Source organism: Flavobacterium sp. HJSW_4 (genome assembly GCF_042436695.1).
Classification (GTDB): domain Bacteria; phylum Bacteroidota; class Bacteroidia; order Flavobacteriales; family Flavobacteriaceae; genus Flavobacterium.
The window spans coordinates 47,487-73,048 of record NZ_JBHNPP010000001.1 but is presented as its reverse complement, the minus strand read 5'-3'; the positions used below and the strand labels follow the sequence as shown (position 1 = coordinate 73,048).

Below are 25,562 nucleotides of genomic sequence, written 5' to 3'. Positions count from 1 at the left end.
GGAAATTCTTAATATTGTGTTAAAACAAATAAAAAGCACTAAAACAATATAGCTTGTTTTGCTTTTTTCGAATAAGTTCTGAATATCTTATTTACATAAAAAAGTAGTATATGGTTTTTGATTTATATGGAAATGATGATTGCTTAGAGGTAAATAATTTTTACAAAAAATTATTGGCCGAAATGCCCGACCTGCTTTTTCAATTTGTGATTGATGTCGATAATAATTACACCTTTCCCCTTGTAAGTAAATCGGCAGATGAAATATTTGAGCTCTCTGCAGCAGATTTTAAAAATGATATAAAGATTATAATTTACGATCGAATTGTACCACAGGATCGTGAACATTTTTTTCAATCTTTAGTTAAAGCCAGAAAAGAAATAAAACCTTGGGATGTAAAATTTAGAGCTCTCCTTCCTAATAAAGGACTTCGCTGGTTTAAGGTTTCTTCCAAAACAGAATCTTCAACAAATGGAAATGTGATTTTTTACGGTCATGTTTCAGATATTACCGAATTAAAAGATAAAGAAGAAAAACTCAGAATCTCGGAAGAACGTTTTCAGTTCGCTCTAGATGCTTCTACGGCTGGAATTTGGGATTGGGATATGGTTACGAATCGTGTTTTTTACTCTTCATTATCTCTCAAAATTTTAGAACTAGAATCAGCTGATGTTTTTGATGATCCAGAGCGCTGGGATAAAATTGTGCATCCTGATGATCTTCCAAAATACTATTCAGATATTCATGAGCATTTTGACAATAAGATTCCATTTTATGAAAATTACCATCGTGTGATGACTTCTAGCGGCAACTACAAATGGATTTTAGACCGAGGCAAAGTGATTAAACGTGATGAAAACGGAAGACCCTTACGCGTAATTGGAACCCATACAGATGTTTCAGCTCAAAAAGAAAAAGAGCTGGAGCTTATGAAAACGATGAAATTATATAGTGATCAGAATAGTCGTTTGTTGAACTTTTCTCATATTGTTTCGCATAATTTGAATACGCAAGCCGGAAATATCAAATCGATTTTGGATCTTATTGATGCTGATGTCAATAAACAGACTGTAACAGAAATGCTGGAATATTTGCGTGCTGTTTCTAATGATCTGAATGAAACGATTCTAAATCTTACTCAGATTGTAAAAACGCAGAGTAACATAAATATTGCAGTTGTTCCTTTGAAGCTTTGTGAATATATTGAAAAGACGATTTCGACAATCAAAGGTTATGATAAACAGCGTGAAGTAACGATTGTAAACAATGTTCCGAAGTATTTGACGATTAATTTTAATCCGGCTTATATGGAAAGTGTTTTGTTGAATTTTACAACAAATGCGATCAAATATGCGCATCCTGATCGTAATCCGGTAATTACTTTTGATTTTGCAATTGAACCAGAAGGCTTTAAATCGCTTAAAATTACAGATAATGGTCTCGGAATCGATTTGAAGGTTTATGGTGATTTAATATTCGGAATGTATAAAACCTTTCATAAACACGAGGAAGCTCGCGGTATAGGATTGTATATTACAAGAAATCAAATTGAAGCAATGAAAGGAACTGTTGAAGTAGAAAGTGAGGTAGGAGTGGGAACAAGCTTTAAAATCGTTTTTAATGATATGTAAAACTAAATAGAGATAAAAAATAAAGGCTGTCAATTGACAGCCTTTATTTTATTTATGTTTTCCTTAGATTATTTAGCAATATTTACAGCTCTAGTTTCTCTAATAACTGTAACTTTTACTTGTCCAGGGTAAGTCATTTCTGTTTGAATTTTTTGTGAAATTTCGAAAGATAAGTTTGCAGCATTATCATCAGAAACTTTTTCGCTTTCTACAATCACACGTAATTCTCTACCGGCTTGAATTGCATAAGCATTTTTAACACCGCTGAATCCGTAAGCTACATCTTCAAGATCTTTTAGACGTTGAATGTAAGAATCTAAAACCTGACGTCTAGCACCTGGTCTAGCTCCAGAAATAGCATCACAAACTTGAATAATTGGAGACAATAAAGATTTCATTTCAATCTCATCGTGGTGAGCTCCAATTGCGTTGCAAACTTCTTCTTTTTCGCCATATTTCTCAGCCCATTGCATACCTAAAAGTGCGTGTGGTAAATCACTTTCTGTATCAGGCACTTTCCCGATATCGTGTAATAAACCAGCTCTTTTTGCTAATTTAACGTTCAATCCTAATTCTGCAGCCATAATACCGCAAAGTTTAGAAACCTCTCTTGAGTGCTGTAATAAGTTTTGTCCATAAGAAGAACGGTACTTCATTCTACCCACCACTTTAATTAATTCTGGGTGTAAACCGTGAATTCCTAAGTCGATAACAGTACGTTTTCCTACTTCAATAATTTCGTCATCAATTTGTTTAGCTGTTTTAGCAACAACTTCTTCAATTCTCGCAGGGTGAATACGTCCGTCAGTTACTAATTTGTGTAAAGACAAACGAGCGATTTCTCTACGAACTGGATCAAAACAAGAAAGAATGATTGCTTCTGGCGTATCATCTACAATGATTTCAACTCCAGTTGCAGCTTCAAGAGCTCTAATATTACGTCCTTCACGACCAATAATACGTCCTTTTACATCGTCAGATTCAATATTGAAAACAGAAACGCAATTTTCAACCGCTTCTTCAGTTCCAACTCTTTGAATTGTATTGATAATGATTTTTTTAGCTTCTTGTTGTGCCGTTAATTTAGCCTCTTCAATTGTATCTTGAATATGAGACATTGCTTTAGTTTTTGCCTCAGATTTTAATCCTTCTACCAATTGTTCTTTTGCTTCTTCAGCAGAAAGACCAGAAATTACTTCTAATTGTTGTAGTTGACTTTTGTGAAGTTTGTCTACTTCAGCTTGTTTTTTGTCTAAAACTTCAATTTTGTTATTGTATTCAGCAGTTTTAGATTCAAATTCGTCATTTACTTTTTTAGCTTTTGAAAGTTCATTAGAAACTTGAGATTCTTTATCGCGTACACGTTTTTCTACTTCAGCAACTTTTTTATCACGTGCTAAAATAACTTGTTCGTGCTCAGATTTAAGTTCAATAAAACGCTCTTTTGCTTGAAGAATTTTATCTTTTTTGATATTTTCTGCCTCTAAATTAGCATCTTTTAAGATAGAAGCTGCTTCTTTTTTAGCGTTTTTGATTAGGTTTGAAATATTACTTTTCTCGATAATTTTAGCTATTGCAAATCCTGCTGCAATACCTACAATACCAATAATGATCGTTATGATGTCCATGTTTGTTAGGGTTTATATATAAAAAAAGCCTACATTAATTGCTTGTATAAACTCGTAAAGACAAGTTTTGAGCTAACTCACTGTTCAAGTTTCCCAGCCAAATGGAGGGCATACTATAGTAGCGACGATTTGCTCATTCTAAATTGTTAGTGTTGAGTTTACCAATTGTGAACTAATGTAGGCAGTATCTTAGTTTCTGTAAAGAACGTTTATTTTTCGAGATATTGATCTAAAAGCGTATTTAATCTTTTAATTCTTTCGATAGTTTCTTCTCCATCGATTGTATTATCTATCTGTTTTTGTTCTACTTGCGATGCAAATTGTAATGCACACATTGCTAGAACATCTTGTTTGTCACGAACTGCATAATTTTCTTCGAATTGCTTTATCATGACATCAATTTTTTTAGAAGCACTTCTAAGTCCTTCTTCCTGAGCGGGTTCAACCGTAAGTGGGTAAACGCGGTCGGCAATTGATATTTTAATTCTAAGCTTTCCGTCCATGCTGTTAATCTGATAGTTGTGCTATACAGTAATCAATTTCGCGAATTAATGAATTTATTTTAAGCTTTGTCTCTCTCTTGTTATTGTCGCTGCCAAGCAACGAATTGGCTATCTTAAGTGTTTCATTTTGCTTTTTCAAAGTTTCCATTTCCTCAGATTGTTTCTGGATAATTTGCGCAGCTTTGGCTAATTCTAATCGTAATACTTGATTGTTTTGCTCCAAACTTTTTGACTTCTCAAAAAGCTTTTCGACTTTATATTCAAGAGTATCAATTATTTCTGCAATTACACTCATTATACATCCTATTCATTACTTAATCATACAAAGTTAATATTCCTTTTTATTAATGCAATTTTTTATCGATTTTTTTACATTAAAATAGATAAATAGATGTATTTCAATTAATTGTAAAATTATAAGTTTTTTCTTGCTTTTATTGCTGTATTTTTCTTTATCTTAGCAAAAATGTTGCTTATGAGATTTTCTGCCTTTACCCTTTTAATTTGTAATTTTATATTTGCTCAAACGCAATATCCTAAAGACTATTTCCGCCCTCCACTAGATATTCCAATGCAACTTTCTGGTAATTTTGGAGAGTTAAGACCTAATCATTTTCATGCTGGTTTTGACTTGAAAACCAATCAAAGAGAAGGCTTGAGTGTTCATGCCATTGCGGATGGATATGTTTCTCGAATTAAAATTTCGACTTATGGAAACGGAAAATGTATTTATATTACACATCCAAATGGATATACTTCAGTTTACGGACATTTGCAAACACCGGTTGGGCCAATTTTAGATTATGTGAAAAAAACGCATTACAAAGAAAAGGCGTATGAAATTGAAATGTTTCCAAAACCAGATGAACTTCCTGTTACAAAAGGAGACATAATTGGTCTTTCTGGAAATACAGGTTCTTCTGAAGGTCCTCATCTTCATTTCGAAATAAGAGATACTAAAACAGAATTTGTTATTAATCCGATTTTCTTTGGCTTTGACCAAAATTTAAAAGATACTAAAAAGCCTACTTTGTCGAGTTTGTATGTTTATCCTTTAGATAATTCGACTGTAAATCTTTCAAAACAGCCTTTGTTGGTTAATATGGCGCTTCAAAAAGATGGAACGTATTTGGCTTCTAAAATAAAAGCTAACGGAAAAATTGGTTTCGGAATCAATGCTGTAGATACGGATGATGTTTCGCATAACAAAAATGGAGTTTTTAATGTTTCGACTTTTTTAAACGGAAATCAGAATTACAATTGTCAGTTTAATACGTATTCTTTTGATGAGATGCGTTATATCAATGCTTTTATTGATTATTCACGATATAAAAAGTCTGGACAGCGCGTGCAGAAGCTTTTTATGAAAACGCCTTTTGCGTTAAGCATTATCAAAACAGATTCTCTTCGTGGAATTTTAAAAGCTGAACCGAACTTAACTTCAAATTATAAAATTGAAGTTTCAGATTATTTTGGGAATATGAATTCAATTACAGTTCCAATTGAGTTTGATGCTGCGACACCACTTGTCGAGGCAGAGCCAGTTAGCGGAAAATATTTTATCAAGTACAATAGAGATGCTAATTTTGAAAAAGACAATATGTCTGTTTTCTTTCCAGCGGGAACTTTCTACGAAGATTTTAATATGAATTTTGATGTAAAAAATAACAAAGTTTATATTCATGATGATACAGTTCCTGTACATTCTAATTTTACAATTACGATAAAAGACTCCACTTATCCGGAATCATTAAGAGATAAACTTTATATAGGTAAAGGAACTAGTCATAACGGAACAATCAGAAAAGGTGATGTTTTTACTGCCAAAGCAAAAATATTAGGTGCATATGGGTTAGTTTTAGATACGATTGCGCCTGTTATAAAAATTGCAAAACCTGTTGAAGGAAAATGGATCAGCGATCAAAAGAAAATTGATCTTACAATAAGCGATGCTTTGTCGGGAATAAAATCTTATAACGGCTATTTAAACGGAAGTTGGGTTTTATTTGAATATGAAAATAAAGCTAGAAGAATTACACATACTTTCGATGATCAGTATTTGGCGGAAGGAGAAAATGTTTTAAAAATTGAGGTAGTTGATAATGTAGGAAATACTACTATCTTTGAAACACGTTTTTTTAGAAGTCAAAAAAAATAAAACCCAAAATCTTTGAGTCAAAATAGGTTTACATTCGCTTTTCTCTTTTTATTTTTCAGCTGCATTGCATTAGCTCAAAACGCTCGAATTAAAGGGCTGATTTTGGATGCAGAGAAACATCCTGTTTCGGGTGTGAATGTTTCTTCGCAGGACACTTTTGTGCAATCTGATTCAAATGGTTTTTATGAAATTGTAATTCCTTCAAACAAAAAAGTTTCTTTGATTTTTACTCATGTTTCATTAAAAATGATGAGTTTGACGGTTAGTTTGAAAACAAATGAAATTTTTGTTTTTAATCCGATTATGAATAATTCTGAGGAACAAATGGGCGAAGTTTTCGTTTCTTCTGGAAATAGAAAGCGAGTTCAAGGGATTACGTCTGTTGACACTGAAACCATAAAGAAAATTCCAGGTGCAAATGCTGGAATTGAAAATATTCTAAAAACACTTCCTGGCGTTAATTCAAACAATGAATTAAGTTCGCAATATATGGTGCGCGGCGGAAATTACGATGAAAATCTAGTTTATGTAAATGAAGTAGAAGTGTATCGTCCTTTTCTAATTCGTTCGGGACAGCAGGAAGGTTTAAGTTTTACCAATACAGATTTAGTTCAAAATGTTGAGTTTTCTGCCGGCGGATTTCAGGCTAAATTTGGAGATAAATTATCTTCTGTTTTAGATATTACTTATCGCAAACCAAAAGAATTTGGAGCTGCTTTTGAGGCAAGTTTTCTAGGAGGAAGCGCGGCGGTTGATTTAGTTTCTAAAAATAAAAAATGGTCTGCCGTAACTGGCGTTCGTTACAGAAATAACAGTCTTTTGGTAAATAGTCAAGATACGGAGACAAATTACAAACCGACTTTTGCTGATATTCAAACCAATGTAAATTATGATATTTCTGAAAAATGGCAAATGAGCTTTTTAGGAAATATTTCTCAGAATAAATATTCGTATGAGCCTTTGGTGCGTCAAACAAATTTTGGAACAGTAGATCAGCCAATGGCACTTGCGGTTTATTATGACGGACAAGAAAAAGATCAATATGATACTTATTTCGGAGCTTTAAAAACGACTTACAAAGCTTCGCCTACATTGACTTTAAAGTTAATAGGATCTTTATTTCATACTAAAGAAAAAGAACATTTCGATATTTTGGCTCAATACCGTTTAGGAAGTGTAAATGCTGAAGATCCAGAAAATGCATCTACAATTGATTTTACACGAGGAATTGGTTCTCAATTGAATCATGCTCGAAATGATTTAGATGCTTTAATCGCAAATATCGAATTGAAAGGAACTAAAGATTGGAAAGAAAGCCAGTTAGAATTTGGTTTAAAGTACACTAGAGAATCGATCCGAGATCGAGTAGTGGAATGGGAGGTAATCGATTCTGCAGGATTTTCTATAAATCCGCCTTTAGAGCTTCCAAAAAATAACGAACCTTACACGCCTTACACTGGTCCACTTTTGCCATATCAAAATATTCGTGCGACAAATTTTAATACTATAAATAGAATTTCAGGTTATACACAATGGAATAAGCAATCGGAAATTGGTTCAAACCAAATTTGGTATCATTTGGGAGCGCGTTTTCAGGGATGGAATGTTTCTGGAGCTATAGAAGAAGGAAAAACGCAATTTGTGGTAAGTCCGCGTGCGCAGTTTGCAATAAAACCAGATTGGGATCGTGATATGGTTTTTAGGATTTCTGGAGGATTGTATCATCAGCCGCCGTTTTATCGAGAGTTACGTGATTTGGAAGGAGTCGTGAATCCGAATGTGAAAGCACAAGAAGCAATTCATGTTGTTTTGGGTAACGATTATAATTTTAAAATGTGGAATCGTCCTTTTAAATGGGTAACGGAATTGTATTATAAATCGCTTTCAGATGTAAACGTATATTCTATTGATAATGTTCGTATTCGTTATGTTGCCAACAACAATGCAAAAGCCTACGCGCAAGGTTTGGATTTTAGATTAAATGGTGAATTCGTGCCTGGAACTGAATCTTGGGTGAGTTTTGGATATATGAAAACCGAAGAAAATTACGACAACAAAGGCTATATTGCTCGTCCGACGGATCAGCGTTTAAAATTTGCGATGCTGTTTCAGGATTATATGCCGAATATTCCAAGTGTAAAAGTGTACTTAAATTTGGTTTACAATACTGGATTGCCAGGCGGTGCGCCAGCATACTCTGATCCGTATTTGTATCAAAATAGATTAAATGATTACAGAAGAGCTGATATTGGTTTTGCAAAAGTTTTTGTAGATAGCAGTACGCAAAACACAAAAACAGGCTGGCTGAAAAACTTTAAAGAATTGTCTTTAGGGCTAGAAATTTTTAATCTCTTTAATAATCAAAACGCAATTACAAATACTTGGGTTCGTGATGTGTATTCAAAAAATCAATATGCGATTCCAAATTATATGACTTCGAGGGTTTTTAACGTTAAGTTAAATGCGAGGTTGTGATAGAAAAACGTGAAAAAAGAAAAAAGATTTTTTACGTTCCAGGAATGATTTCCTTGGTTTTGATTCCTTTGTTTTGTTTGTGCCATTTTGATAATATTGAGGCTTTTAAAACTTATGGAGCTTTAGATTTTGGGCTTCCAAATAAAGAAGATTTTGAAAAGCATAGAGTTGGGGATTTAAGAAAATATAAAATATTTAATTTCAATAATCAGAAATCAAAAGAAGAGCAAAAACTAAAAGAATTACGATTTTTTACACGTGATTTAGTCAAACAATATGATACTATTAATGGAGCAAAAGTTCAATTTGGACCAAAAACGGACTATGATACTTTTGTTAGTGTAATTGATATTGTTTCTGAAGAAAAAGTGCCAACATATGTTTTATTTAATAATTATATGTATGTAATTGCAAGTGCTAAGCCAAAGAAACGTGGATTTGTTTGTGGAACTACAGAATATTTTTTAAGAAATTCACGTTTAATAGAGGAAGAAAATCGGGAAAAGGAACTTAATGTTTTTCAAATCTCTTTTTTAAAGCAGCGATGGCCTATTCTTTTAGGATATTTTGGAATTGTTCTAATCAATATCTTTGCTTTAGTAAAATTCAATAAAAACAAAAAATACAATCAAAAATAGTATATTTGATAATCGTATATAATCTTGATAGATGAAAAAGTATTTTAAATATATCGCCCTAATACTTGTCGGAACAGTAATTAGCTGCCGAGAAGAAGTTCAAAAACCAAAAGTAAGCTACAGTGCTTCAAATAAAGTGAGTATTACTAAAGCCGATACAACTCAAATTGAAATCGCTGATTTGCCAATCCAAATGGAAGGAACTAATTATTTAATTCATCCAGTTGGGGACTTAAGAGTTTTTGAAAGAGGTTCTAAAGCTAGATTTGGCACTTCAAGTGTAAATGATGTAAGTTTTACAATTTCTAATTTAGGCGAATATGAAATCACAGGTTATCTGCAGAATTTAAAATTCCAAAAAGTAGATTCAGATTCTATCCGACCTTTATCTGATAAACCAGTTTTGATTTTAACGGCTACTTATTTAAAAACTGTTGCTGACAAAACGCATAATAATGTTATGGTTTACACGCTAACAGATTCAGATACCAATAAAGACGGAAAAATCGATACAAGCGATATTAAAACTTTATACTTAAGCGATATCAGTGGAGAGAACTTCACAAAAGTTTCGGCAGATTTAGAAGAATTGGTAGATTGGAATTTAATTGAATCTAAAAACCGTTTGTATTTTAGAACAATAGAAGATACAAACCAAAATGGTCAGTTTGATAAAAACGATGTTTTACATTATAATTATATAGATTTGGCTTCGAAAAAATGGGAAGTGAAAAGTTATAAGCCTATTTAAGCTTCTAAGATCTGCTACAGATAAAAAAACCGCGTAGAAATTTTTCTACGCGGTTTTTCTTTTAAGTCACAATAGGAAAACTGAGTATCTTAGAATCTTAGTATCTCAGCATCTTAAATCAAAATATCACTTTCTAAATCCGATTTTTCAATTTCAAAACCAAAATCCAAACGCTCAACTAATTCTATTACAAGTTTTTTATACCAGTTTTCAGATTTTGGATGAATGTATATTTTTTCGATTAGCTGATTAATGTCTACATTTATTTTTAATCCGTCGTTTAGTTTGATGTCACTTTTTGAAGTGTCTGTAATAATGCGGACTTCTCGCTCGTATTGAAAGCTTTTTCGTTTAAATAAAAACGGAAAGAACAAATCATCAAATGGAATATATTCTTTCTTATAATCAATGTAATTTACTTCGCCGATATATTGGTCAAAATTATTTTCGGGTTTTAATGCTTTCTGCAATCTCCCAATTGTTGATTGAATAGCCAGTCCTTCGCTATTTTGAGTAAAAATCTGCCACATGGCAAAAGATTCATATTCGTTGATATGCCAACTGCTTATGGCAACTTGTTCGCGCTGGGTTTTATAATATTTTAAAAAGTCAGGATTGTCAATAGCGAGTTTTTTAATCTCTTCGTAAGTAGGTTCGCTGAAAGTGCCTTCGTATTGATCTTCAAATTTGTCTGAACGAGACATGAAAAGCTTTTTTGAAAGCAGTAAATCTAGAAATTTCGATAAGTCCAGATATTTCCAAACTACAGTGTTAGGATCTTCAGGAAGTGTAATGTTTGGGTTGTTAAGATACATTTTTGTGTGATTAAATGATTTATTCTTTAACTAACCTAAAGTTATAAAAATAAACACAGATTAAAGAAATTAAACTGAGTTTTAATATTTCCTTAATCTGTGTAGAATTATTTTGGCTTGATGTGTTTCTTACGATTCGAAAGACTGCATCGTTACCAATTTATTATAAGTTCCGTTGAGTGCGATCAATTCTTCATGAGTTCCTTGTTCAACGATTTTCCCTTTTTGCATTACGACAATTACATCTGCTTTTTGAATAGTAGAAAGACGGTGCGCAATTACAATCGAAGTTCTATTCTGCATCATGTTTTCAAGTGCAACTTGAACAAATTTTTCGCTTTCTGTGTCTAATGCTGATGTAGCTTCATCCAAAATCATAATCGGTGGATTTTTCAATACAGCACGAGCAATAGATAAACGTTGTTTTTGTCCTCCAGAAAGTTTGTTTCCGCTATCTCCGATATTCGTGTAAATTCCTTGCGGAAGATCTTTTACAAACTCGTAAGCGTTAGCAATTTTAAGCGCTTCGATGATTTCGTCGTCAGTAGCGTCTAATTTTCCTAAAGAAATGTTTGCTTTAATGGTGTCATTAAACAAAATGCTGTCTTGCGTTACCAATCCCATTAAGCTGCGAAGCGATTGCAGATTCATGTCTTTAATGTTGATTCCGTCAATAGAAATAGCACCGTCATTAACATCGTAAAAACGAGTCAATAAATTCGCGATAGTACTTTTTCCACTTCCAGATTGTCCAACCAAAGCAACAGTTTGCCCTTTTTTAATTTGAAGAGAAAAGTCTTTTAAAACCGTTTCTTCTTCATATTTGAAGTTTACATTTTGCACACTGATAGTGTCGTCAAAAGTTGTTTTTTCAATAGCATTTTCTTTAGAAACAATAGTGTTTTCTTGCTCTAGAATTTCAAGAACGCGTTCTGCTGCGGCATTTCCTCTTTTTACTCCGTAAGAAGCTTTAGAAATTGCTTTTGCAGGAGTTAGAATATTATACGCCAATCCCATGTAAGCGATAAATGCAGCGCCTTCTAAAGTTTTATCAATTAAAACCATCTGACCTCCGTACCAAAGTAAAATGGCAATTACAGTGATTCCCATAAATTCACTTGCAGGAGAAGCTAAGTTTTGGCGGTTTCCGATACTATTTGATAACGTGAAAAAACGTTCTGTCGAATTTTGGAAAACTTGATTAAAATAATTTTCAGAATTATAACCTTTTACAACTTTTAATCCTCCAATTGTTTCTTCGATAGTAGAAAGAAATCTTCCTTGTTCTTCCTGCGCTTTAGTAGATTGTTTTTTAAGCTGTTTTCCGATCAATGAAATGATATAACCAGAAACCGGAATAAAAATAAAAACAAATAGAGTCAGTTTAGTGCTAATAATAAGCATGGTGATAATCGTAAAGATAATCGTTAAAGGTTCTTTTACGATAAGTTCTAAGATTGCTAAGAAGGAGTTTTGAACCTCGTTTACGTCAGCAGAAATTCTTGAAATTACATCTCCTTTTCTTTTTTCAGAATAAAAAGCCAAAGGAAGTTCTAATGTTTTTTTGTACAATGCATTTCGCATGTCTTTTAAAACACCATTTCGAAGGAAATTAATGAAAAACATCGCCAAATAATCGGCTAAGTTTTTAAGTAAAAAGATTGAGATGATTATGGCAACCATTATAGATAACACATAACCAGATTCATGAGTTCCTTTTGAAGTAGTAATATAGTAGCTCAAGTAATCTTCTCCATACTCTTTAATGTGTAAAATTCCTGTGTATACAGGTTTTGCATAATTTTCTTTGGTTTTGTCGAATAGTACCTGAAGCATCGGTATTAAAGCAACAAACGAAAGTGTGCTGAAAAGTGCATACAAAATATTGAAAAAGATATTTAAGAATGCGTATTTTTTATACGGATATATAAAGGGAACTATTTTTTTGAAATTACTCATTTATTTTTTTGATATTATTTTTTTGGTTTGTCAGCTCTTTTGGATTTTGGTGTTTATTTTGAGCGTGTAATTTTTACTGCACAAAATTAATCCAATTGAGGTGTTTTCAATTTCTTTTTAGTTTTTTTTATAAAAAAAACTCTGATTTACTTTTAAGATTGTAAATCAGAGTGAAGATGTCTAACTTGTTAGTTTTGTACGCAATGTGCAAAAATATATTATTGAAAAATACAGATTTAGTTCAATTGCATGTCTGCAATGATGTTTTGTATTTTGCTGTCTAAGAATTTCTCAGCTTCCTCAAAATCTAAAACCGATTCGATTTCAGCATTTACACTGATGTAGAATTTAATTTTAGGCTCAGTTCCACTAGGTCTTGCACAAATTTTTGATCCGTCTTCTGTGTAATAAATCAATACATTCGATTTCGGAATATCCATTGTTGATTCTGATCCGTCTAATAAGTTTAAAGCAGTAGACGACTGGTAATCTTCAACCATAATAACTCTTTGTCCGTTAACTTCTTTTAGAGGATTCTCACGTAAATCAATCATCATCTGGTTGATTTCTTGTAAGCCTTCCATTCCTTTTTTAGTCAATGAAACTAAGAATTCTTTGTAAAAACCATTTTCAACATAAAGCTGTAAAAGTTCTTTATAAACAGAGCTTCCGGCAGCTTTCGCTTGAGCGGCAACTTCACAAATTAATAAAGTAGCTGCAACAGCATCTTTGTCTCTAACAGCGTCTCCGACCATAAATCCGAAACTTTCTTCACCACCACCGATAAATTCAAGTTCAGGAAAATCTTTGATCATTTTTGCGATCCATTTGAAACCAGTCAAACCAACTTTGCACTCAACACCATAGCTTGTCGCTAATTCCATCATCATTGGAGTTGAAACGATTGTTGAACCAACGAATTGTTTTCCGTTCAATTTACCAGCTTTTTTCCATTGTTTCAAAAGGAAAGAAGTCATTAAAACCATAGTCTGGTTTCCGTTCAATAAAATCATTTTGCCATCGTTATTACGAACAGCAACTCCTAAACGGTCGCAGTCAGGATCTGTTCCCACTACAATGTCAGAATTTGTTTTGTCTGCCAAAGCCAAAGCCATTGTTAAAGCCTCTGGTTCTTCTGGGTTCGGAGATTTTACTGTTGGGAAATTTCCGTCTGGAACAGCTTGTTCTGGAACAATATGAACATTTTTGTATCCAGCTTGCGATAAAGTATCTGGAATTGATTTTATAGAAGTTCCGTGCAATGAAGTAAAAACAATATGAAGATCGTCTTTGGCTTCAGCCGGAGTGTTAAAACTTGCGTTTTCAATAGACGATTTTATAAAAGCTTTGTCTATTTCTGTATCAATGTATTGAATCAAATCTTCGTTTGCGTTGAATTTGATTTTGTCATAGCTTAAGCTTTCAATTTCATTGACAATTTCTTTGTCTTGCGGAGGAACAATCTGTCCGCCATCTTGCCAATATACTTTGTAACCGTTATATTCTGGTGGATTGTGAGAAGCTGTTAACACAATTCCGCACTGACATTTTAAATATTTAAGAGCAAAAGATAATTCTGGAGTTGGTCTTAAATCAGAAAACAAATAAACTTGGATTCCGTTTGCAGAGAAAACATCAGCAACCACTTTTGCCAAAGTATTACTATTATGACGGCAATCGTAAGCAATAGCAACTTTTAAAGGCTCGTTTGGAAAAACTTTATGCATATAATCAGATAATCCCTGAGTATTTTTTCCAAGCGTATATTTGTTGATTCGGTTGTTTCCGATACCCATAACACCGCGCATTCCACCAGTCCCAAACTCTAAGTTTTTGTAAAAACTCTCTTCTAGTTCTTTTGGAGAAGTTGTCATTAATTCCTTAACAGCAGCTTGCGTTTCTTGATCAAACGTTGGTGTTAACCATTCGTTTACAGCATCTAATATATTTGGTGCGATATTCATGTAATGTCTTTTTAAAGTTTTAATTAAAGATAAGTTTTTTTTCAGGAGCTAATCCTGCTGTACACTATATCTTTTGTGGTGAACCCCACCACAAAAGGATGCCGTTCCCATCAGGGCTAGGGCTTTTCGTTAAAAATTAACCTCTCGGGCTACTTTGTAACGTGCTTCATTGCTTTTAGTTCTTAGAATAATTTCACCTAAGAAACCTGCTAAAAATAATTGAGTACCAAGAATCATAGTAGTTAAAGCAATATAAAACCATGGATTGTTTGTAACTAAAGTATATTTCATTCCAGTATACATATGGTATAGTTTAGAAACACCAATATATCCTGCAGATAAAAATCCGATGATAAACATTAAAGATCCCATAGCGCCGAATAAGTGCATAGGTCTTTTTCCGAATCTTGATAAGAACCAAATCGTAATCAAATCTAGGAAACCGTTTATGAAACGCTCCATTCCGAATTTAGTTTCACCATATTTTCTAGCTTGGTGAATTACTACTTTCTCGCCAATTTTTCCGAATCCGGCATTTTTAGCCAAAACAGGAATATAGCGGTGCATTTCACCAGAAACTTCGATGTTTTTTACTACGACATTTTTGTAGGCTTTCAATCCGCAGTTAAAATCGTTTAGCTCAACGCCAGAAGTTTTTCTAGCCGCCCAGTTAAATAATTTTGAAGGAAGATTTTTTGCTACAACAGAATCGTAACGTTTCTTTTTCCAGCCAGAGACCAAATCGAATTTCTGAGCTGTAATCATTTCGTACAATTCAGGAATTTCGTCTGGACTGTCTTGCAAGTCAGCATCCATAGTAATAATAACATCACCTTTTGCTTTTGCAAAACCAGCATGCAAAGCTTGAGATTTTCCGAAGTTTTTCATGAAACGAATCCCTTTTACATTTGGGTTTTCGTTAGAAAAGCCTTCAATAATCTGCCAAGAATTATCTGTACTACCATCATCTACAAAAATGATTTCATAAGAGTAATTGTTAGACTGCATCACTTTAATGATCCAAGTATAGAGTTCTTTAAGTGATTCCTCCTCGTTTAGAAGCGGTATAAGTATAGATAAATTCATTTATATTTTTATTCTTGTGTAGATTTGCTTTTAAAAAATGCTGCGAAAATTAATCCGAAAATTGCGCTGACAACCATAGCAAAAATTGATCCTTTTAATAGTTCAAAAGTAGAGTATGGGTTGCTTTCTTTCATTTTAGCGACAGCTTCGTTAATTGCCGATGCTGGTGTGCCAAATTTCTGCATCATACCAACAGTATATTTGATCATAATTTCGCTTAAAGTATCTTTTGCACCTGGATCAACTACGTTAAATAATACGATGTTAAAAGTTGTAGATATTAAAATACCGATTACTGCGGCTATAAAATAAGTAGTAAAAGCATCTTTGAAAGGAAAAACGCCATTTAATTCTTTCTTAGTTTTAGAAAGTAAAATAATACTAATTGTAAGGCTTATTACGATTCCTAGTATTCCCATCCACCAAGCTGTAAATAAGTTTAAATCAACAGCATAGATTGTAGCGGTAACCAAAGCCGATGCAATTCCGATCATTACACCATACGTAACGCCATTCTTTTTTATAACTTCATTAATCATATTTGATAGGTTTAAAATTAATCCACAAATATAGTAATTCCCACTATAATCGAATATAAAAAAAGCTTTTCGAAATAAACTAAAAAAAAGTAGGCTAACTGTTTGTTTATTAAAAAAGAATTGTAAATTTGCACACTCAAAAATAATTAAATTTTTAAACAAAAAAGAGTATTGCTTGTTTATACCTTTTTCTAACCATGAAAAAGCTTCAAAATAAAAGTGCTCTATAACAATAAAATAAAAAGAAAAGATGAAAAAAGGAGTTCACCCAGAAAATTACAGATTAGTTGCATTTAAAGACATGTCTAATGATGACGTTTTTATCACTAAATCTACTGCAGATACAAGAGAAACAATTGAAGTTGACGGAGTTGAGTATCCAGTTGTAAAAATGGAGATTTCTAGAACATCTCACCCTTTTTATACTGGTAAATCTAAACTTATCGATACTGCAGGACGTATTGATAAATTCAAAACTAAATACGCTAAACACGCTAAAAAATAATAGCTGTTTTACATTATACAAAAGCCTTCCATACTCTGGAAGGCTTTTTTTATGGGTGAAATATTACTTTTCGTTAATGTGGTTTTTAATTAAAACAGTAAATTATTTGTAACTTTGAACCAGGTAACCAAACTAATTTTTAATAAACACTCAATTATTTATGAACTACATTCTTTTCGACGGCCCCGTTCGGAATGCTTTATTACCCTTTACTTTTACTAGACCCGTAGCTGATATTTTAGTCGGAATTATGACCATTCGTCAGAAATGGGAAAAATATTTAGGTTCGACTATCACTACCATTACTGAGGAATATTTATCGGAGAAATTCCCAATGGTTGAAATGGAAGAAAACGTAATGATCAATGCAGCGTATTTGCCAAATGATACTCTTGCAGAGATGGTTTCTAATTTATCAGAAAATCAAGCAATCTTTAAAGGCGAAGATGTAATTGCATTTTTTGCAAGCGAAAATCAGGAAGAAGTCGATTTTGATTCTTACGAAATTATTCCATACAACGAAGATTGTATTACTATTGAACATACTTGGGATATTTTTTCTAAAAACGATGCTGCAATTCGTCAGGATTTTAAATACTTGACAGAAGATCGCACTTCACAGCCAATTCCTAAAAGCGTTAATGTAATAGCGCCTGAAAATATTTTTATCGAAGAAGGAGCAAAATTAGAGTTCGTAACTTTAAACGCATCCAACGGACCTATATATATAGGTAAGAATTCCGAAATTATGGAAGGAACTGTAATTCGCGGGCCATTCGCTTTATGCGAAAATGCAATGGTAAAAATGTCGGCTAAAGTTTACGGTGCAACAACTGTTGGGCCTGGATCTAGAATAGGCGGAGAGGTGAAGAACTCAGTTCTTTTTGCTAATTCAAACAAAGGACACGAAGGATTTTTAGGAGATTCTGTTTTAGGAGAATGGTGCAATATCGGTGCAGATTCTAATAATTCAAACCTAAAAAACAATTACGAAGAAGTGAAATTATGGAGCTACGAAACAGAAGGTTTTGCTAAAACCGGACTTCAGTTTTGTGGTTTAATGATGGGAGATCACAGTAAATGCGGAATCAATACGATGTTCAATACAGGAACTGTTGTTGGTGTAAGTGCTAATATTTTTGGTTCTGGTTTTCCTCGTAATTTTGTTCCGAGTTTTTCTTGGGGAGGTGCTGCAGGATTTACAACTTACGTAACTAAAAAAGCTTTTGAAACTGCTCGATTGGTTTTGTCAAGAAGAAATATCGATTTTGATGAAACTGAACAGGCGATATTAGAGCATGTCTTCGAAGAAACTAAAAAATGGAGAAAGGATTAATTTTAATGAGATAATTAGAAAATTAGTCAATTAGATAATTTTTCCAAACCCGACAGATTTCAAAAACCTGTCGGGTTTTGTTTTAAAGTATTGAGAATTTTCTAATTGGCACATTATCAAATTGACACATTTTTTTATTTGTCAATTTTAATAAAATCTTCTTTTAAGTTGAATTTCAATTCTAGACCGTTAGTAAGTTTCGTTTCATAGCCAGAACTTTCGATTTCGATTTTGGTTACTTTTTCTTTTGGGAAATTTTCTTTTATGTAAGAAGCGATTTTTTTAGGAACTATAGATTTTGGAATGTTGTTACTTTTTCCATCAACTTCTTTCCAGTTTCCTTTTTTGTCAAATTCGATTTCGATCTCATTGTTAAATTTTACTTTGTATTCTGTAGAAAGAATGTCTTTGTCTTGTAATATGTAGCTCGGTTTTTTCGATCCGAAATGTGTTTTTAAAAAAGCTTGCGCATTTGCGGGTAAAGCTTCTTTTTTAATTACGGTTTTTTGCGCATTTGCAGAAAGTCCAAATAGCAACCCTGCAATTAAGTAAACGGTCAGTTTTAATTTCGTTCTCATATTTTGCTGATTTTTAAAATTATAGTACAAGTTAAGATTAAAATTTTCAAATGTTAAAAACCATTTAGGTTTTTATTTATTTAGAATTAACGTATTATTAATTAGTAAATTATCTAATATACACATTTTCAAAATTATCTAATTTTCAAATTGCCTAATTATCTAATTAATCTATCTTTGCAGCACGAAAAAAATGGGGTAGTCAGATAAACGATTAACCGATTAAACAAATTAACAAAGACAAATGATTACAGTTAACGATATTTCGGTTCAGTTTGGCGGAACTACACTTTTTAGCGATGTTTCTTTTGCTATTAATGAAAATGATAAAATTGCCCTTATGGGTAAAAATGGTGCGGGAAAATCGACACTTTTAAAGATAATTGCTGGTGTAAACAAACCTTCTACAGGAAGTATTTCTGCTCCAAAAGAAGCTGTAATTGCTTACTTGCCACAGCATTTGCTTACTGAAGACGGAGCAACCGTTATGGAAGAGGCGTCAAAAGCTTTCAGCGAGATTTTTACAATGAAAGCTGAAATTGACAATATCAATGAGCAATTGACAGTTCGTACTGATTATGAAAGTGACGAATACATGAAATTGATCGAAAGAGTTTCTGACTTAAGCGAGAAATTTTATGCAATTGAAGAAGTTAACTACGAAGCAGAAGTAGAGAAAATTTTAGTTGGTTTAGGTTTCGAAAGAGAAGATTTTACACGTCAGACTTCTGAATTTTCTGGAGGATGGAGAATGCGTATTGAATTGGCTAAAATTCTATTAAGAAAACCAGATTTGATCTTGCTAGATGAGCCAACGAACCACATGGATATTGAAAGTATTCAATGGTTAGAGGAGTTTTTGCTAAATCAAGCTAAAGCGGTAGTGGTAATTTCGCACGATAGAGCGTTTGTAGATAATATTACAAACAGAACTATCGAAGTGACAATGGGAAGAATTTACGATTACAAAGCAAAATATACTCATTATTTAGAATTAAGAAAAGATCGTAGAATTCACCAACAAAAAGCATACGATGAGCAGCAAAAAATGATTGCGGAAAATCGTGCTTTTATTGATCGTTTTAAAGGAACATTCTCTAAAACAGACGCTGTTCAGTCTCGTGTGAAAATGTTGGAAAAATTAGAAATCGTTCAAGTTGATGAAGTAGATACTTCTGCATTACGTTTAAAATTCCCGCCTGCTGCGCGTTCTGGACAATATCCTGTTATTGTGAAAGAAATGTCTAAAGCTTACGGAGATCATGTGGTTTTTAAAGATGCAAACATTGTAATCGAGCGTGGACAAAAAGTGGCTTTTGTTGGGAAAAATGGTGAAGGAAAATCAACCATGATTAAAGCAATTATGAAAGAAATCGGCGTTGACTCAGGAAGCGTTGAAATCGGTCATAATGCACAAATTGGATATTTTGCTCAAAATCAAGCGGCATTGTTAGATGAAAATGCTACAATTTTTGAAACTATTGATAGTATAGCGGTTGGAGACATTAGAACTCAAATCAAAAATATCTTGGGAGCTTTCATGTTTCAAGGTGATGATATTACTAAGAAAGTAAAAGTGCTTTCTGGAGGAGAAAAAACACGTTTGGCAATGATTAAATTATTGTTGGAGCCAGTTAACTTGTTAATTCTGGATGAGCCTTCGAATCACTTAGATATGAAAACAAAAGACATTATTAAAGATGCATTGAGAGATTTTGATGGAACTTTAATCTTAGTTTCTCACGACCGTGATTTCCTTGACGGATTAGCAACTAAAGTTTTTGAATTCGGAAACAAAAGAGTAAAAGAACATTTTGAAGATGTGGCTGGTTTCTTAGCGCACAAGAAAATGGATTCTATGAGAGAGATCGAGAAATAATATTTTTCACTATAAATTTTAAAAGGGCGTAAGTTTAATTCTTACGCCCTTTTTTTATTGCAATATTTATAACATTATTTTAATGCAATTTTTTTTACAATAAATGTCTTTTTTTGTTATTTTAGTACTCCCATTTCGCGTTGACTATCAGTAGTTAACTTTTTGATCTTAAGAATAAAGAGCTGATTTATAAATTGCTGTATAAGCATTACTGTTTCATTTATTTTGAGCCTATGAGTAAAAGTCTACTAATGCCAATTTTTTTTCTCTTTTTTATAACGCCAACTTTTTTACACGCCCAAGGTGATTTGAATCAAGGAGCTGATACTGATAAAAAAGAAATTGAAGAAGTAAAATATCCACAATTTCAATTAAAAGGTCTTCTTCAAGCAAGATATCTAGAAAGCTTTGGAGATAATGTAGATGTTTTAGGAACACATCATTCGACAGGAGATGCAGTTCAAAGTTCTTTTGATATAAAAAGAATGCGTGTCGGTTTAAATACGAAGTTAAGCGAGACTACAGAAATTGTAATTCTAGTCAATTTAGCTGATTTTAAATCTGATCCAAAAGGGAAAGTTCTTGAAAACGCTTACGGGAAGTATACTTTTAATAAATACATAGCCTTAACAGGAGGACAATTTCGTCCGGCATTTGGTATTGAAGAGCTTGTTCCGGTAGATATTATTAAGTCTTTTGATTTTTCAAATCAGTATTATGAATTTGGAAAAAACGGATGGACGAGTTTTCAGATTGGAGCGTCAGCAACAGGAGCTTTTGACCTTGGAAAGATTCCAGTAAATTATGCTGTTTCTGTTTTAAATGGAAATGGGAAAAATGCAGAAATGGATAAAGATAACGGAAAACAATTTTCGTCAAGATGGGTTTTTGGTTTGTCAAAAGAACATAAAATTAATCTGGGTTTAAACGGAGGTTTTGGTAAGGTTTTTAAAGAAGATGTTTTTGCTATTGGAGCTGATATTACCAGCGATTTTAAAATAACTGATAAACTTAGTTTCGATTTGCAGATAGAATATAAACAAGGAACAAATCATAATTTATATTACTCTTTGCCAGTTGCTAACCGTACAGATAATGTTGCAGATTATCAAATGCGAGGCATATATTTTCTGCCAAACTTTAGATATGTAGTAAATTATAATAAACTCACGGCACTTGAAATTTCTTGTCGTTACGAAACTTTCGACCCAAGTTATAAGGTCGATTCAAATGTTCGTACTACTTACACGCCAATGATCAGTTTAGAATTTGGAAAATCGTATACAGGCCGTATCGAAATGGGATTTGAAATTGACAGATTCGATAGAAGTATTCCAGATACGTCAACCTATAACGATAACCTGTTTTTAATTCAGTTACAGCTTAGAATTTAATTCACTTAATTTTTGTTTTTTATGAAAGAAGTAAAAATTCCTCAGACTCTAATTACGCTGGCAGTTTTAGTTGCCATTTGGTTTATTCCTGCTCCAGAAGGCGTTGTGACAGAAGCATGGCATTTGTTTGCCATTTTCGTAGCTACTATTTTGGGAATCATCTTAAAAGCAGCTCCGATGGGAACTATGTGTATGATTGCAATTGCTTTAACGGCAATGTCTCAGGTTTTGGCTCCGGGAGATCCTGGAAAATCGATCACATTGGCATTAAAAGGATTTGGTGATAAAGTAATCTGGCTGATCGGAATTTCGTTTTTCATAGCAAGGGGATTTATAAAAACGGGTCTTGGAAACAGAATTGCTTTTTTGTTCATAAAAATATTCGGAAAAAGTTCTCTAGGATTGGCTTATGGTTTAGGATTGGCAGATTTGGTTTTAGCGCCAGCTGTGCCAAGTAATACGGCTAGAGGAGGAGGGATCGTTTATCCGATCATGAAATCTATGTCGATGAGTTTTGGTTCAATGCCTGATAAGCCTGAAACACATAGAAAATTAGGTGCATATTTGACTTTGAATAGTTATAATATGAATTTGATTGCCTCTTCTATGTTTTTAACAGGTACGGCAAGTAACCCGATGTGCCAAAAGTTTGCACTTAATTTAGGAATAAAAATTAGTTGGATGTCTTGGGCGGCGGCGGCGATTGTTCCGGGTTTGTGCGCGTTTTTTGTGATTCCGTTTGTGCTTTATAAAATTTATCCGCCAGAATTAAAGAAAACGGGTGATGCTCCACAGCTTGCCATGCAGAAATTAAAAGAAATGGGCGCCATTACAAGAAACGAATGGATGATGCTGTTGACATTTTTTATTCTTCTTTTTCTTTGGATGACAGGAGATTTGCTTTCTATTGATGCTACAACAACCGCTTTTATCGGATTAGTGATTCTACTTTTGACTTCAGTTTTAACGTGGGAAGATGTGAAAGCTGAAAAAGGTGCTTGGGATACAATTGTCTGGTTTTCTGTTTTGGTAATGATGGCCAGTTCGTTAAACGAATTAGGTTTTATAGCGTGGTTCAGCGATTTAGTAAAAGCGCAAATCGGCGGATTAAGCTGGCAGATGGCTTTTCCGATTATTATATTGGTGTATTTCTTTAGTCATTATCTTTTTGCAAGTGCAACTGCGCACGTTGCAGCAATGTACGCAGCCTTGCTTGGTGTTGGAGTTTCGCTCGGGATTCCGGGGTTATTGTTAGCATTCATGCTTGGTTTTATCGGATCTCTTTACGGAACTTTAACTCATTATGGTCATGGTCCGGCACCCGTGTTTTTCGGGAGCGGCTACGTTGACCTAAAGAGCTGTTGGGTCAAAGGGCTTATAACCGGTTTGGTTATGCTCTTAATTTATATGGTAATCGGAGGATTATGGCTCCGAGTTATTGGATATTTTTAGATTCTAATTCCAGGAGGAAGCAATTCTTTATATCTAGGATTTTTTTTGAAAAATGTAACAATCTTTGGATGGATAGGAACTACTCTGTAATTTTTTTCAGAACTTAAATCTAGTATATTTTTAAGTAAAGTGTTAATTGCATCTTCGTTCTCGTATGAATCTGGCTTGTTGATTTTGGTTAAAAAGATCTTTTTTTCTTGAAATGAGTACTCAACTGCTAACATACCTTCAGGGATGACAGTTTCGAATTGGCGTGCAAATGTGTTGTCTTTGATTTCCATAGTTACAGAAGTTTCCATAGTAATTTCTTGTTAGGTTATTGGTAAATAGTGAATTTGGGATCCGAAATTTTATTGAAAGAAAATTCTTTATAAGTTTTAAATTCAAAAAATATTTCGAATTGCAAAGGTAATCATTTGATTTTCAATATTAAATTATTTTTTGTAGCTATAAACTTTAAGTTATTGTTTCGAAGTTCAATTTTTTTGGAATCGCTGTAAAATAGGTCTGAAATTTGATTGTCATGATATTAAAAAAAGTAACTTTATTTTTTAGAATAAATACCCTAATGGTAATTTCATTTTAATGTTATGAGTAAAATTCCAGTTTATTTTATGCCAGGTTTGGCTGCGAGTTCATCTATTTTTGAAAGAATAAAATTGGATGAAGATATTTTTGAAATGCATCTTTTAGAATGGGAAATTCCAAATCCAAAAGAATCTTTGTCAGATTATGCACTTCGAATTAGTAAAAAGATAAAAGACGAAAATCCTGTTTTGGTCGGAGTTTCTTTTGGCGGAATCCTAGTGCAGGAAATTTCTAAACATATAAAAGCTAGAAAAGTAATTATTATTTCGAGTGTTCGAAGTAATTTGGAATTTCCTAGAAGAATGAAGATAGGGAAGACCACAAAAGCCTACAAATTAATTCCGATGCAATTAATTCTTAATGTTGAAAAATTAGCTAAATTTTCTTTTGGTGAAAAAGTCAATAAGAGAATCAAATTGTACGAGAAATTTTTATCTGTTCGTGATTTAGGTTATCTGCAATGGGCAGTAGAAAGTGTAATTCTGTGGGATCGCAATAAAATCGATGAAAATGTAGTGCACATTCACGGAGATCACGACGATGTTTTTCCTATAAAGTATATTGATAAGTGTATTATAGTGAAAGGAGGAACACATATTATGATCTTAAATAAGTATAAATGGCTGAATGAAAATCTGCCTTCTATTATATTGGAAGACTAAAAAGATTTAAATTCCAAATTCCAAGTTTTTGACCTTTGTCAAAGTTTAACCGCTTAGTTTTTATTTCTCGTTCCTCGGAATGAAAAAAAACACAAATAAAAAATCCCAAATTCTTGTGGAATTTGGGATTTTAAAAATTGAAAATTAAAAATCGTTTAGATTTTCTTCATTTGTTCTTTCATCATAGTGATTTGCTCTTTCAGCATTCCTTGCTTGTCTAATTTCTTAGCTTCATTTAATAAATTAGTCGCTTCAAGTTTTCTTCTGCGTGACATTGCAACTCCTGCAAGGTTTAATTTAGCTACAGCTAAATCCATATCCATTGATAATCCAAGTTCGATTGCTTTTTTGAAATGCTTCTCTGCTTGGTTGATATTTGTTTGAGATAACATGATACCTTGTAAGTAATTTAAGTATCCTTGTTGTTTTCTTACTAATGCGCCTTCTGGATTTTTGATATATGATAACCATTTATTAGCTCCAACAAAGTCTTGTTTTCTTAATTTAAGGAAAGCTAAAAGGATAAATTCGTTTTTAAAATAAAGAAAAATTGGAATCGCAGTCAATAAAATCAAAAATATACCATTTCCGATATTACTTTCTGTAAATTGCCAAATGCCCGCCACTACTAGAAGTCCGGCCAAAATCAGTTTAATATTTTTGTGAAACATAATTAATGTAAATTTGTGATTGCAAATATAGTAAAAGGAATTAAAAATATTTTTATAAAAGTGCTTGCGAGAAAAAAAAGTCTTTGTATATTTGCACTCGGTTTTTGAACAACGATATCCAAAACCAAAAAAGAGTTAATAGATACCATTTTTAAAGATACAAAGCAATGAGCAAAAGAACATTTCAACCATCGAAAAGAAAAAGAAGAAATAAGCACGGATTTATGGACAGAATGGCTTCTGCGAATGGAAGAAAAGTTCTAGCGCGTAGAAGAGCAAAAGGAAGACATAAATTAACTGTTTCTAGCGAGCCTAGACACAAAAAATAATGTTTGTATAAACATACATAA

23 protein-coding genes are annotated in these 25,562 nt (G+C 32.9%); 12 read left to right on the top strand and 11 right to left on the bottom strand.

Going from position 1 to position 25,562, the window contains the following annotated elements:
* The first annotated feature begins 110 nt into the window (after positions 1-110).
* Entirely contained in the window at positions 111-1,631 is a 1,521-nt protein-coding gene (locus tag ACE01P_RS00370; RefSeq protein WP_379692859.1) for a PAS domain-containing protein, read from the top strand.
* A 68-nt stretch (positions 1,632-1,699) separates the two neighbouring features.
* Here ACE01P_RS00370 and rny read toward each other — a convergent pair whose 3' ends face one another.
* The 3 genes from rny to ACE01P_RS00355 form a co-directional block, all read right to left on the bottom strand.
* Entirely contained in the window at positions 1,700-3,259 is a 1,560-nt protein-coding gene (rny, locus tag ACE01P_RS00365) for a ribonuclease Y (protein WP_379692857.1), read from the bottom strand.
* Positions 3,260-3,468: 209 nt separating this feature from the next.
* Complete coding sequence (locus ACE01P_RS00360) at positions 3,469-3,762, bottom strand: cell division protein ZapA (protein ID WP_379692855.1); 294 nt, start codon at positions 3,760-3,762, stop codon at positions 3,469-3,471.
* 4 nt (positions 3,763-3,766) lie between these two features.
* On the bottom strand, positions 3,767-4,057 hold the full coding sequence (locus ACE01P_RS00355) for a hypothetical protein (protein WP_379692853.1): 291 nt from the start codon (positions 4,055-4,057) through the stop codon (positions 3,767-3,769).
* 180 nt (positions 4,058-4,237) lie between these two features.
* Here ACE01P_RS00355 and ACE01P_RS00350 point away from each other — a divergent pair, with 180 nt between their 5' ends.
* From ACE01P_RS00350 to ACE01P_RS00335, 4 genes are read left to right on the top strand one after another with little or no spacing between them, the layout of a single operon-like run.
* Positions 4,238-5,920 (top strand): M23 family metallopeptidase, encoded by a 1,683-nt coding sequence (locus ACE01P_RS00350; protein ID WP_379692851.1) that lies wholly within the window; start codon positions 4,238-4,240, stop codon positions 5,918-5,920.
* 12 nt (positions 5,921-5,932) lie between these two features.
* A complete protein-coding gene (locus tag ACE01P_RS00345) occupies positions 5,933-8,395 on the top strand; it encodes a TonB-dependent receptor (RefSeq protein WP_379692849.1) in 2,463 nt (820 codons plus the stop codon).
* Positions 8,392-9,033: a hypothetical protein gene (locus ACE01P_RS00340; protein ID WP_379692847.1), complete on the top strand. Its 642-nt coding sequence runs from the start codon at positions 8,392-8,394 to the stop codon at positions 9,031-9,033. Before ACE01P_RS00345 ends, ACE01P_RS00340 begins: the two co-directional genes overlap by 4 nt.
* 31 nt (positions 9,034-9,064) lie before the next feature.
* A complete protein-coding gene (locus ACE01P_RS00335) occupies positions 9,065-9,784 on the top strand; it encodes a hypothetical protein (RefSeq protein ID WP_379692845.1) in 720 nt (239 codons plus the stop codon).
* 113 nt (positions 9,785-9,897) lie between these two features.
* On the opposite strand, the gene ACE01P_RS00330 is transcribed toward ACE01P_RS00335, so the two are convergent.
* The 5 genes from ACE01P_RS00330 to ACE01P_RS00310 all read right to left on the bottom strand — a co-directional run bounded on the left by ACE01P_RS00330 (position 9,898) and on the right by ACE01P_RS00310 (position 16,147).
* Positions 9,898-10,599 (bottom strand): DUF2971 domain-containing protein, encoded by a 702-nt coding sequence (locus tag ACE01P_RS00330; protein ID WP_379692843.1) that lies wholly within the window; start codon positions 10,597-10,599, stop codon positions 9,898-9,900.
* A gap of 129 nt (positions 10,600-10,728) precedes the next feature.
* Entirely contained in the window at positions 10,729-12,558 is a 1,830-nt protein-coding gene (locus tag ACE01P_RS00325; protein WP_379692841.1) for an ABC transporter ATP-binding protein, read from the bottom strand.
* Positions 12,559-12,794: 236 nt separating this feature from the next.
* Positions 12,795-14,522, bottom strand: coding sequence for a phospho-sugar mutase (locus ACE01P_RS00320; RefSeq protein WP_379692839.1), 1,728 nt, complete (start codon positions 14,520-14,522; stop codon positions 12,795-12,797).
* Between the two features lie 129 nt (positions 14,523-14,651).
* Positions 14,652-15,608, bottom strand: a complete 957-nt coding sequence (locus ACE01P_RS00315; RefSeq protein WP_379692837.1) for a glycosyltransferase family 2 protein — start codon at positions 15,606-15,608, stop codon at positions 14,652-14,654.
* 8 nt (positions 15,609-15,616) lie between these two features.
* Positions 15,617-16,147: a DUF4199 domain-containing protein gene (locus ACE01P_RS00310; RefSeq protein WP_379692835.1), complete on the bottom strand. Its 531-nt coding sequence runs from the start codon at positions 16,145-16,147 to the stop codon at positions 15,617-15,619.
* Between the two features lie 250 nt (positions 16,148-16,397).
* Here ACE01P_RS00310 and ACE01P_RS00305 point away from each other — a divergent pair, with 250 nt between their 5' ends.
* The gene (locus ACE01P_RS00305; protein ID WP_250837252.1) at positions 16,398-16,652 is read left to right on the top strand and encodes a type B 50S ribosomal protein L31; all 255 of its coding nucleotides are present in this window, start codon (positions 16,398-16,400) and stop codon (positions 16,650-16,652) included.
* Between the two features lie 160 nt (positions 16,653-16,812).
* The gene (locus ACE01P_RS00300; RefSeq protein WP_379692833.1) at positions 16,813-17,988 is read left to right on the top strand and encodes a GlmU family protein; all 1,176 of its coding nucleotides are present in this window, start codon (positions 16,813-16,815) and stop codon (positions 17,986-17,988) included.
* 134 nt (positions 17,989-18,122) lie between these two features.
* Here ACE01P_RS00300 and ACE01P_RS00295 read toward each other — a convergent pair whose 3' ends face one another.
* Positions 18,123-18,566, bottom strand: a complete 444-nt coding sequence (locus ACE01P_RS00295; RefSeq protein ID WP_379692831.1) for a PepSY-like domain-containing protein — start codon at positions 18,564-18,566, stop codon at positions 18,123-18,125.
* Between the two features lie 244 nt (positions 18,567-18,810).
* Here ACE01P_RS00295 and ACE01P_RS00290 point away from each other — a divergent pair, with 244 nt between their 5' ends.
* The 3 genes from ACE01P_RS00290 (at position 18,811) to ACE01P_RS00280 (ending at position 23,291) form a co-directional block, all read left to right on the top strand.
* Positions 18,811-20,445, top strand: a complete 1,635-nt coding sequence (locus ACE01P_RS00290) for an ABC-F family ATP-binding cassette domain-containing protein (RefSeq protein WP_379692829.1) — start codon at positions 18,811-18,813, stop codon at positions 20,443-20,445.
* Between the two features lie 251 nt (positions 20,446-20,696).
* On the top strand, positions 20,697-21,839 hold the full coding sequence (locus ACE01P_RS00285; protein WP_379692827.1) for a porin: 1,143 nt from the start codon (positions 20,697-20,699) through the stop codon (positions 21,837-21,839).
* Positions 21,840-21,860: 21 nt separating this feature from the next.
* A complete protein-coding gene (locus ACE01P_RS00280) occupies positions 21,861-23,291 on the top strand; it encodes an anion permease (RefSeq protein WP_379692825.1) in 1,431 nt (476 codons plus the stop codon).
* On the opposite strand, the gene ACE01P_RS00275 is transcribed toward ACE01P_RS00280, so the two are convergent.
* Entirely contained in the window at positions 23,288-23,590 is a 303-nt protein-coding gene (locus ACE01P_RS00275) for a GNAT family N-acetyltransferase (RefSeq protein ID WP_379692823.1), read from the bottom strand. The genes ACE01P_RS00280 and ACE01P_RS00275 overlap by 4 nt on opposite strands.
* A 291-nt stretch (positions 23,591-23,881) precedes the next feature.
* On the opposite strand from ACE01P_RS00275, the gene ACE01P_RS00270 reads away from it, so the two are divergent.
* Complete coding sequence (locus tag ACE01P_RS00270) at positions 23,882-24,541, top strand: alpha/beta hydrolase (RefSeq protein WP_379692821.1); 660 nt, start codon at positions 23,882-23,884, stop codon at positions 24,539-24,541.
* A gap of 155 nt (positions 24,542-24,696) precedes the next feature.
* On the opposite strand, the gene ACE01P_RS00265 is transcribed toward ACE01P_RS00270, so the two are convergent.
* Positions 24,697-25,212 carry a DUF2892 domain-containing protein gene (locus ACE01P_RS00265; RefSeq protein ID WP_379692819.1) on the bottom strand — a complete coding sequence of 172 codons (516 nt, stop codon included), beginning with the start codon at positions 25,210-25,212 and terminating at the stop codon, positions 24,697-24,699.
* A gap of 167 nt (positions 25,213-25,379) precedes the next feature.
* Between ACE01P_RS00265 and rpmH the strand changes: the two genes are divergently transcribed.
* Entirely contained in the window at positions 25,380-25,541 is a 162-nt protein-coding gene (rpmH, locus tag ACE01P_RS00260; RefSeq protein ID WP_008464848.1) for a 50S ribosomal protein L34, read from the top strand.
* Positions 25,542-25,562 lie beyond the last annotated feature (21 nt).

What these genes read in the sequence shown, in the direction of transcription:
- ACE01P_RS00360 (WP_379692855.1), bottom strand. Translation starts at nt 3,762, where the DNA reads ATGGACGGAAAGCTTAGAATTAAAATATCAATTGCCGACCGCGTTTAC.
- ACE01P_RS00290 (WP_379692829.1), top strand. Translation starts at nt 18,811, where the DNA reads ATGATTACAGTTAACGATATTTCGGTTCAGTTTGGCGGAACTACACTT.
- ACE01P_RS00350 (WP_379692851.1), top strand. Translation starts at nt 4,238, where the DNA reads ATGAGATTTTCTGCCTTTACCCTTTTAATTTGTAATTTTATATTTGCT.
- rny (WP_379692857.1), bottom strand. Translation starts at nt 3,259, where the DNA reads ATGGACATCATAACGATCATTATTGGTATTGTAGGTATTGCAGCAGGA.
- ACE01P_RS00300 (WP_379692833.1), top strand. Translation starts at nt 16,813, where the DNA reads ATGAACTACATTCTTTTCGACGGCCCCGTTCGGAATGCTTTATTACCC.
- ACE01P_RS00310 (WP_379692835.1), bottom strand. Translation starts at nt 16,147, where the DNA reads ATGATTAATGAAGTTATAAAAAAGAATGGCGTTACGTATGGTGTAATG.
- ACE01P_RS00280 (WP_379692825.1), top strand. Translation starts at nt 21,861, where the DNA reads ATGAAAGAAGTAAAAATTCCTCAGACTCTAATTACGCTGGCAGTTTTA.
- ACE01P_RS00305 (WP_250837252.1), top strand. Translation starts at nt 16,398, where the DNA reads ATGAAAAAAGGAGTTCACCCAGAAAATTACAGATTAGTTGCATTTAAA.
- ACE01P_RS00370 (WP_379692859.1), top strand. Translation starts at nt 111, where the DNA reads ATGGTTTTTGATTTATATGGAAATGATGATTGCTTAGAGGTAAATAAT.
- ACE01P_RS00325 (WP_379692841.1), bottom strand. Translation starts at nt 12,558, where the DNA reads ATGAGTAATTTCAAAAAAATAGTTCCCTTTATATATCCGTATAAAAAA.
- ACE01P_RS00270 (WP_379692821.1), top strand. Translation starts at nt 23,882, where the DNA reads ATGAGTAAAATTCCAGTTTATTTTATGCCAGGTTTGGCTGCGAGTTCA.
- ACE01P_RS00335 (WP_379692845.1), top strand. Translation starts at nt 9,065, where the DNA reads ATGAAAAAGTATTTTAAATATATCGCCCTAATACTTGTCGGAACAGTA.
- ACE01P_RS00330 (WP_379692843.1), bottom strand. Translation starts at nt 10,599, where the DNA reads ATGTATCTTAACAACCCAAACATTACACTTCCTGAAGATCCTAACACT.
- ACE01P_RS00320 (WP_379692839.1), bottom strand. Translation starts at nt 14,522, where the DNA reads ATGAATATCGCACCAAATATATTAGATGCTGTAAACGAATGGTTAACA.
- rpmH (WP_008464848.1), top strand. Translation starts at nt 25,380, where the DNA reads ATGAGCAAAAGAACATTTCAACCATCGAAAAGAAAAAGAAGAAATAAG.
- ACE01P_RS00295 (WP_379692831.1), bottom strand. Translation starts at nt 18,566, where the DNA reads ATGAGAACGAAATTAAAACTGACCGTTTACTTAATTGCAGGGTTGCTA.
- ACE01P_RS00285 (WP_379692827.1), top strand. Translation starts at nt 20,697, where the DNA reads ATGCCAATTTTTTTTCTCTTTTTTATAACGCCAACTTTTTTACACGCC.
- ACE01P_RS00315 (WP_379692837.1), bottom strand. Translation starts at nt 15,608, where the DNA reads ATGAATTTATCTATACTTATACCGCTTCTAAACGAGGAGGAATCACTT.
- ACE01P_RS00265 (WP_379692819.1), bottom strand. Translation starts at nt 25,212, where the DNA reads ATGTTTCACAAAAATATTAAACTGATTTTGGCCGGACTTCTAGTAGTG.
- ACE01P_RS00275 (WP_379692823.1), bottom strand. Translation starts at nt 23,590, where the DNA reads ATGGAAACTTCTGTAACTATGGAAATCAAAGACAACACATTTGCACGC.
- ACE01P_RS00355 (WP_379692853.1), bottom strand. Translation starts at nt 4,057, where the DNA reads ATGAGTGTAATTGCAGAAATAATTGATACTCTTGAATATAAAGTCGAA.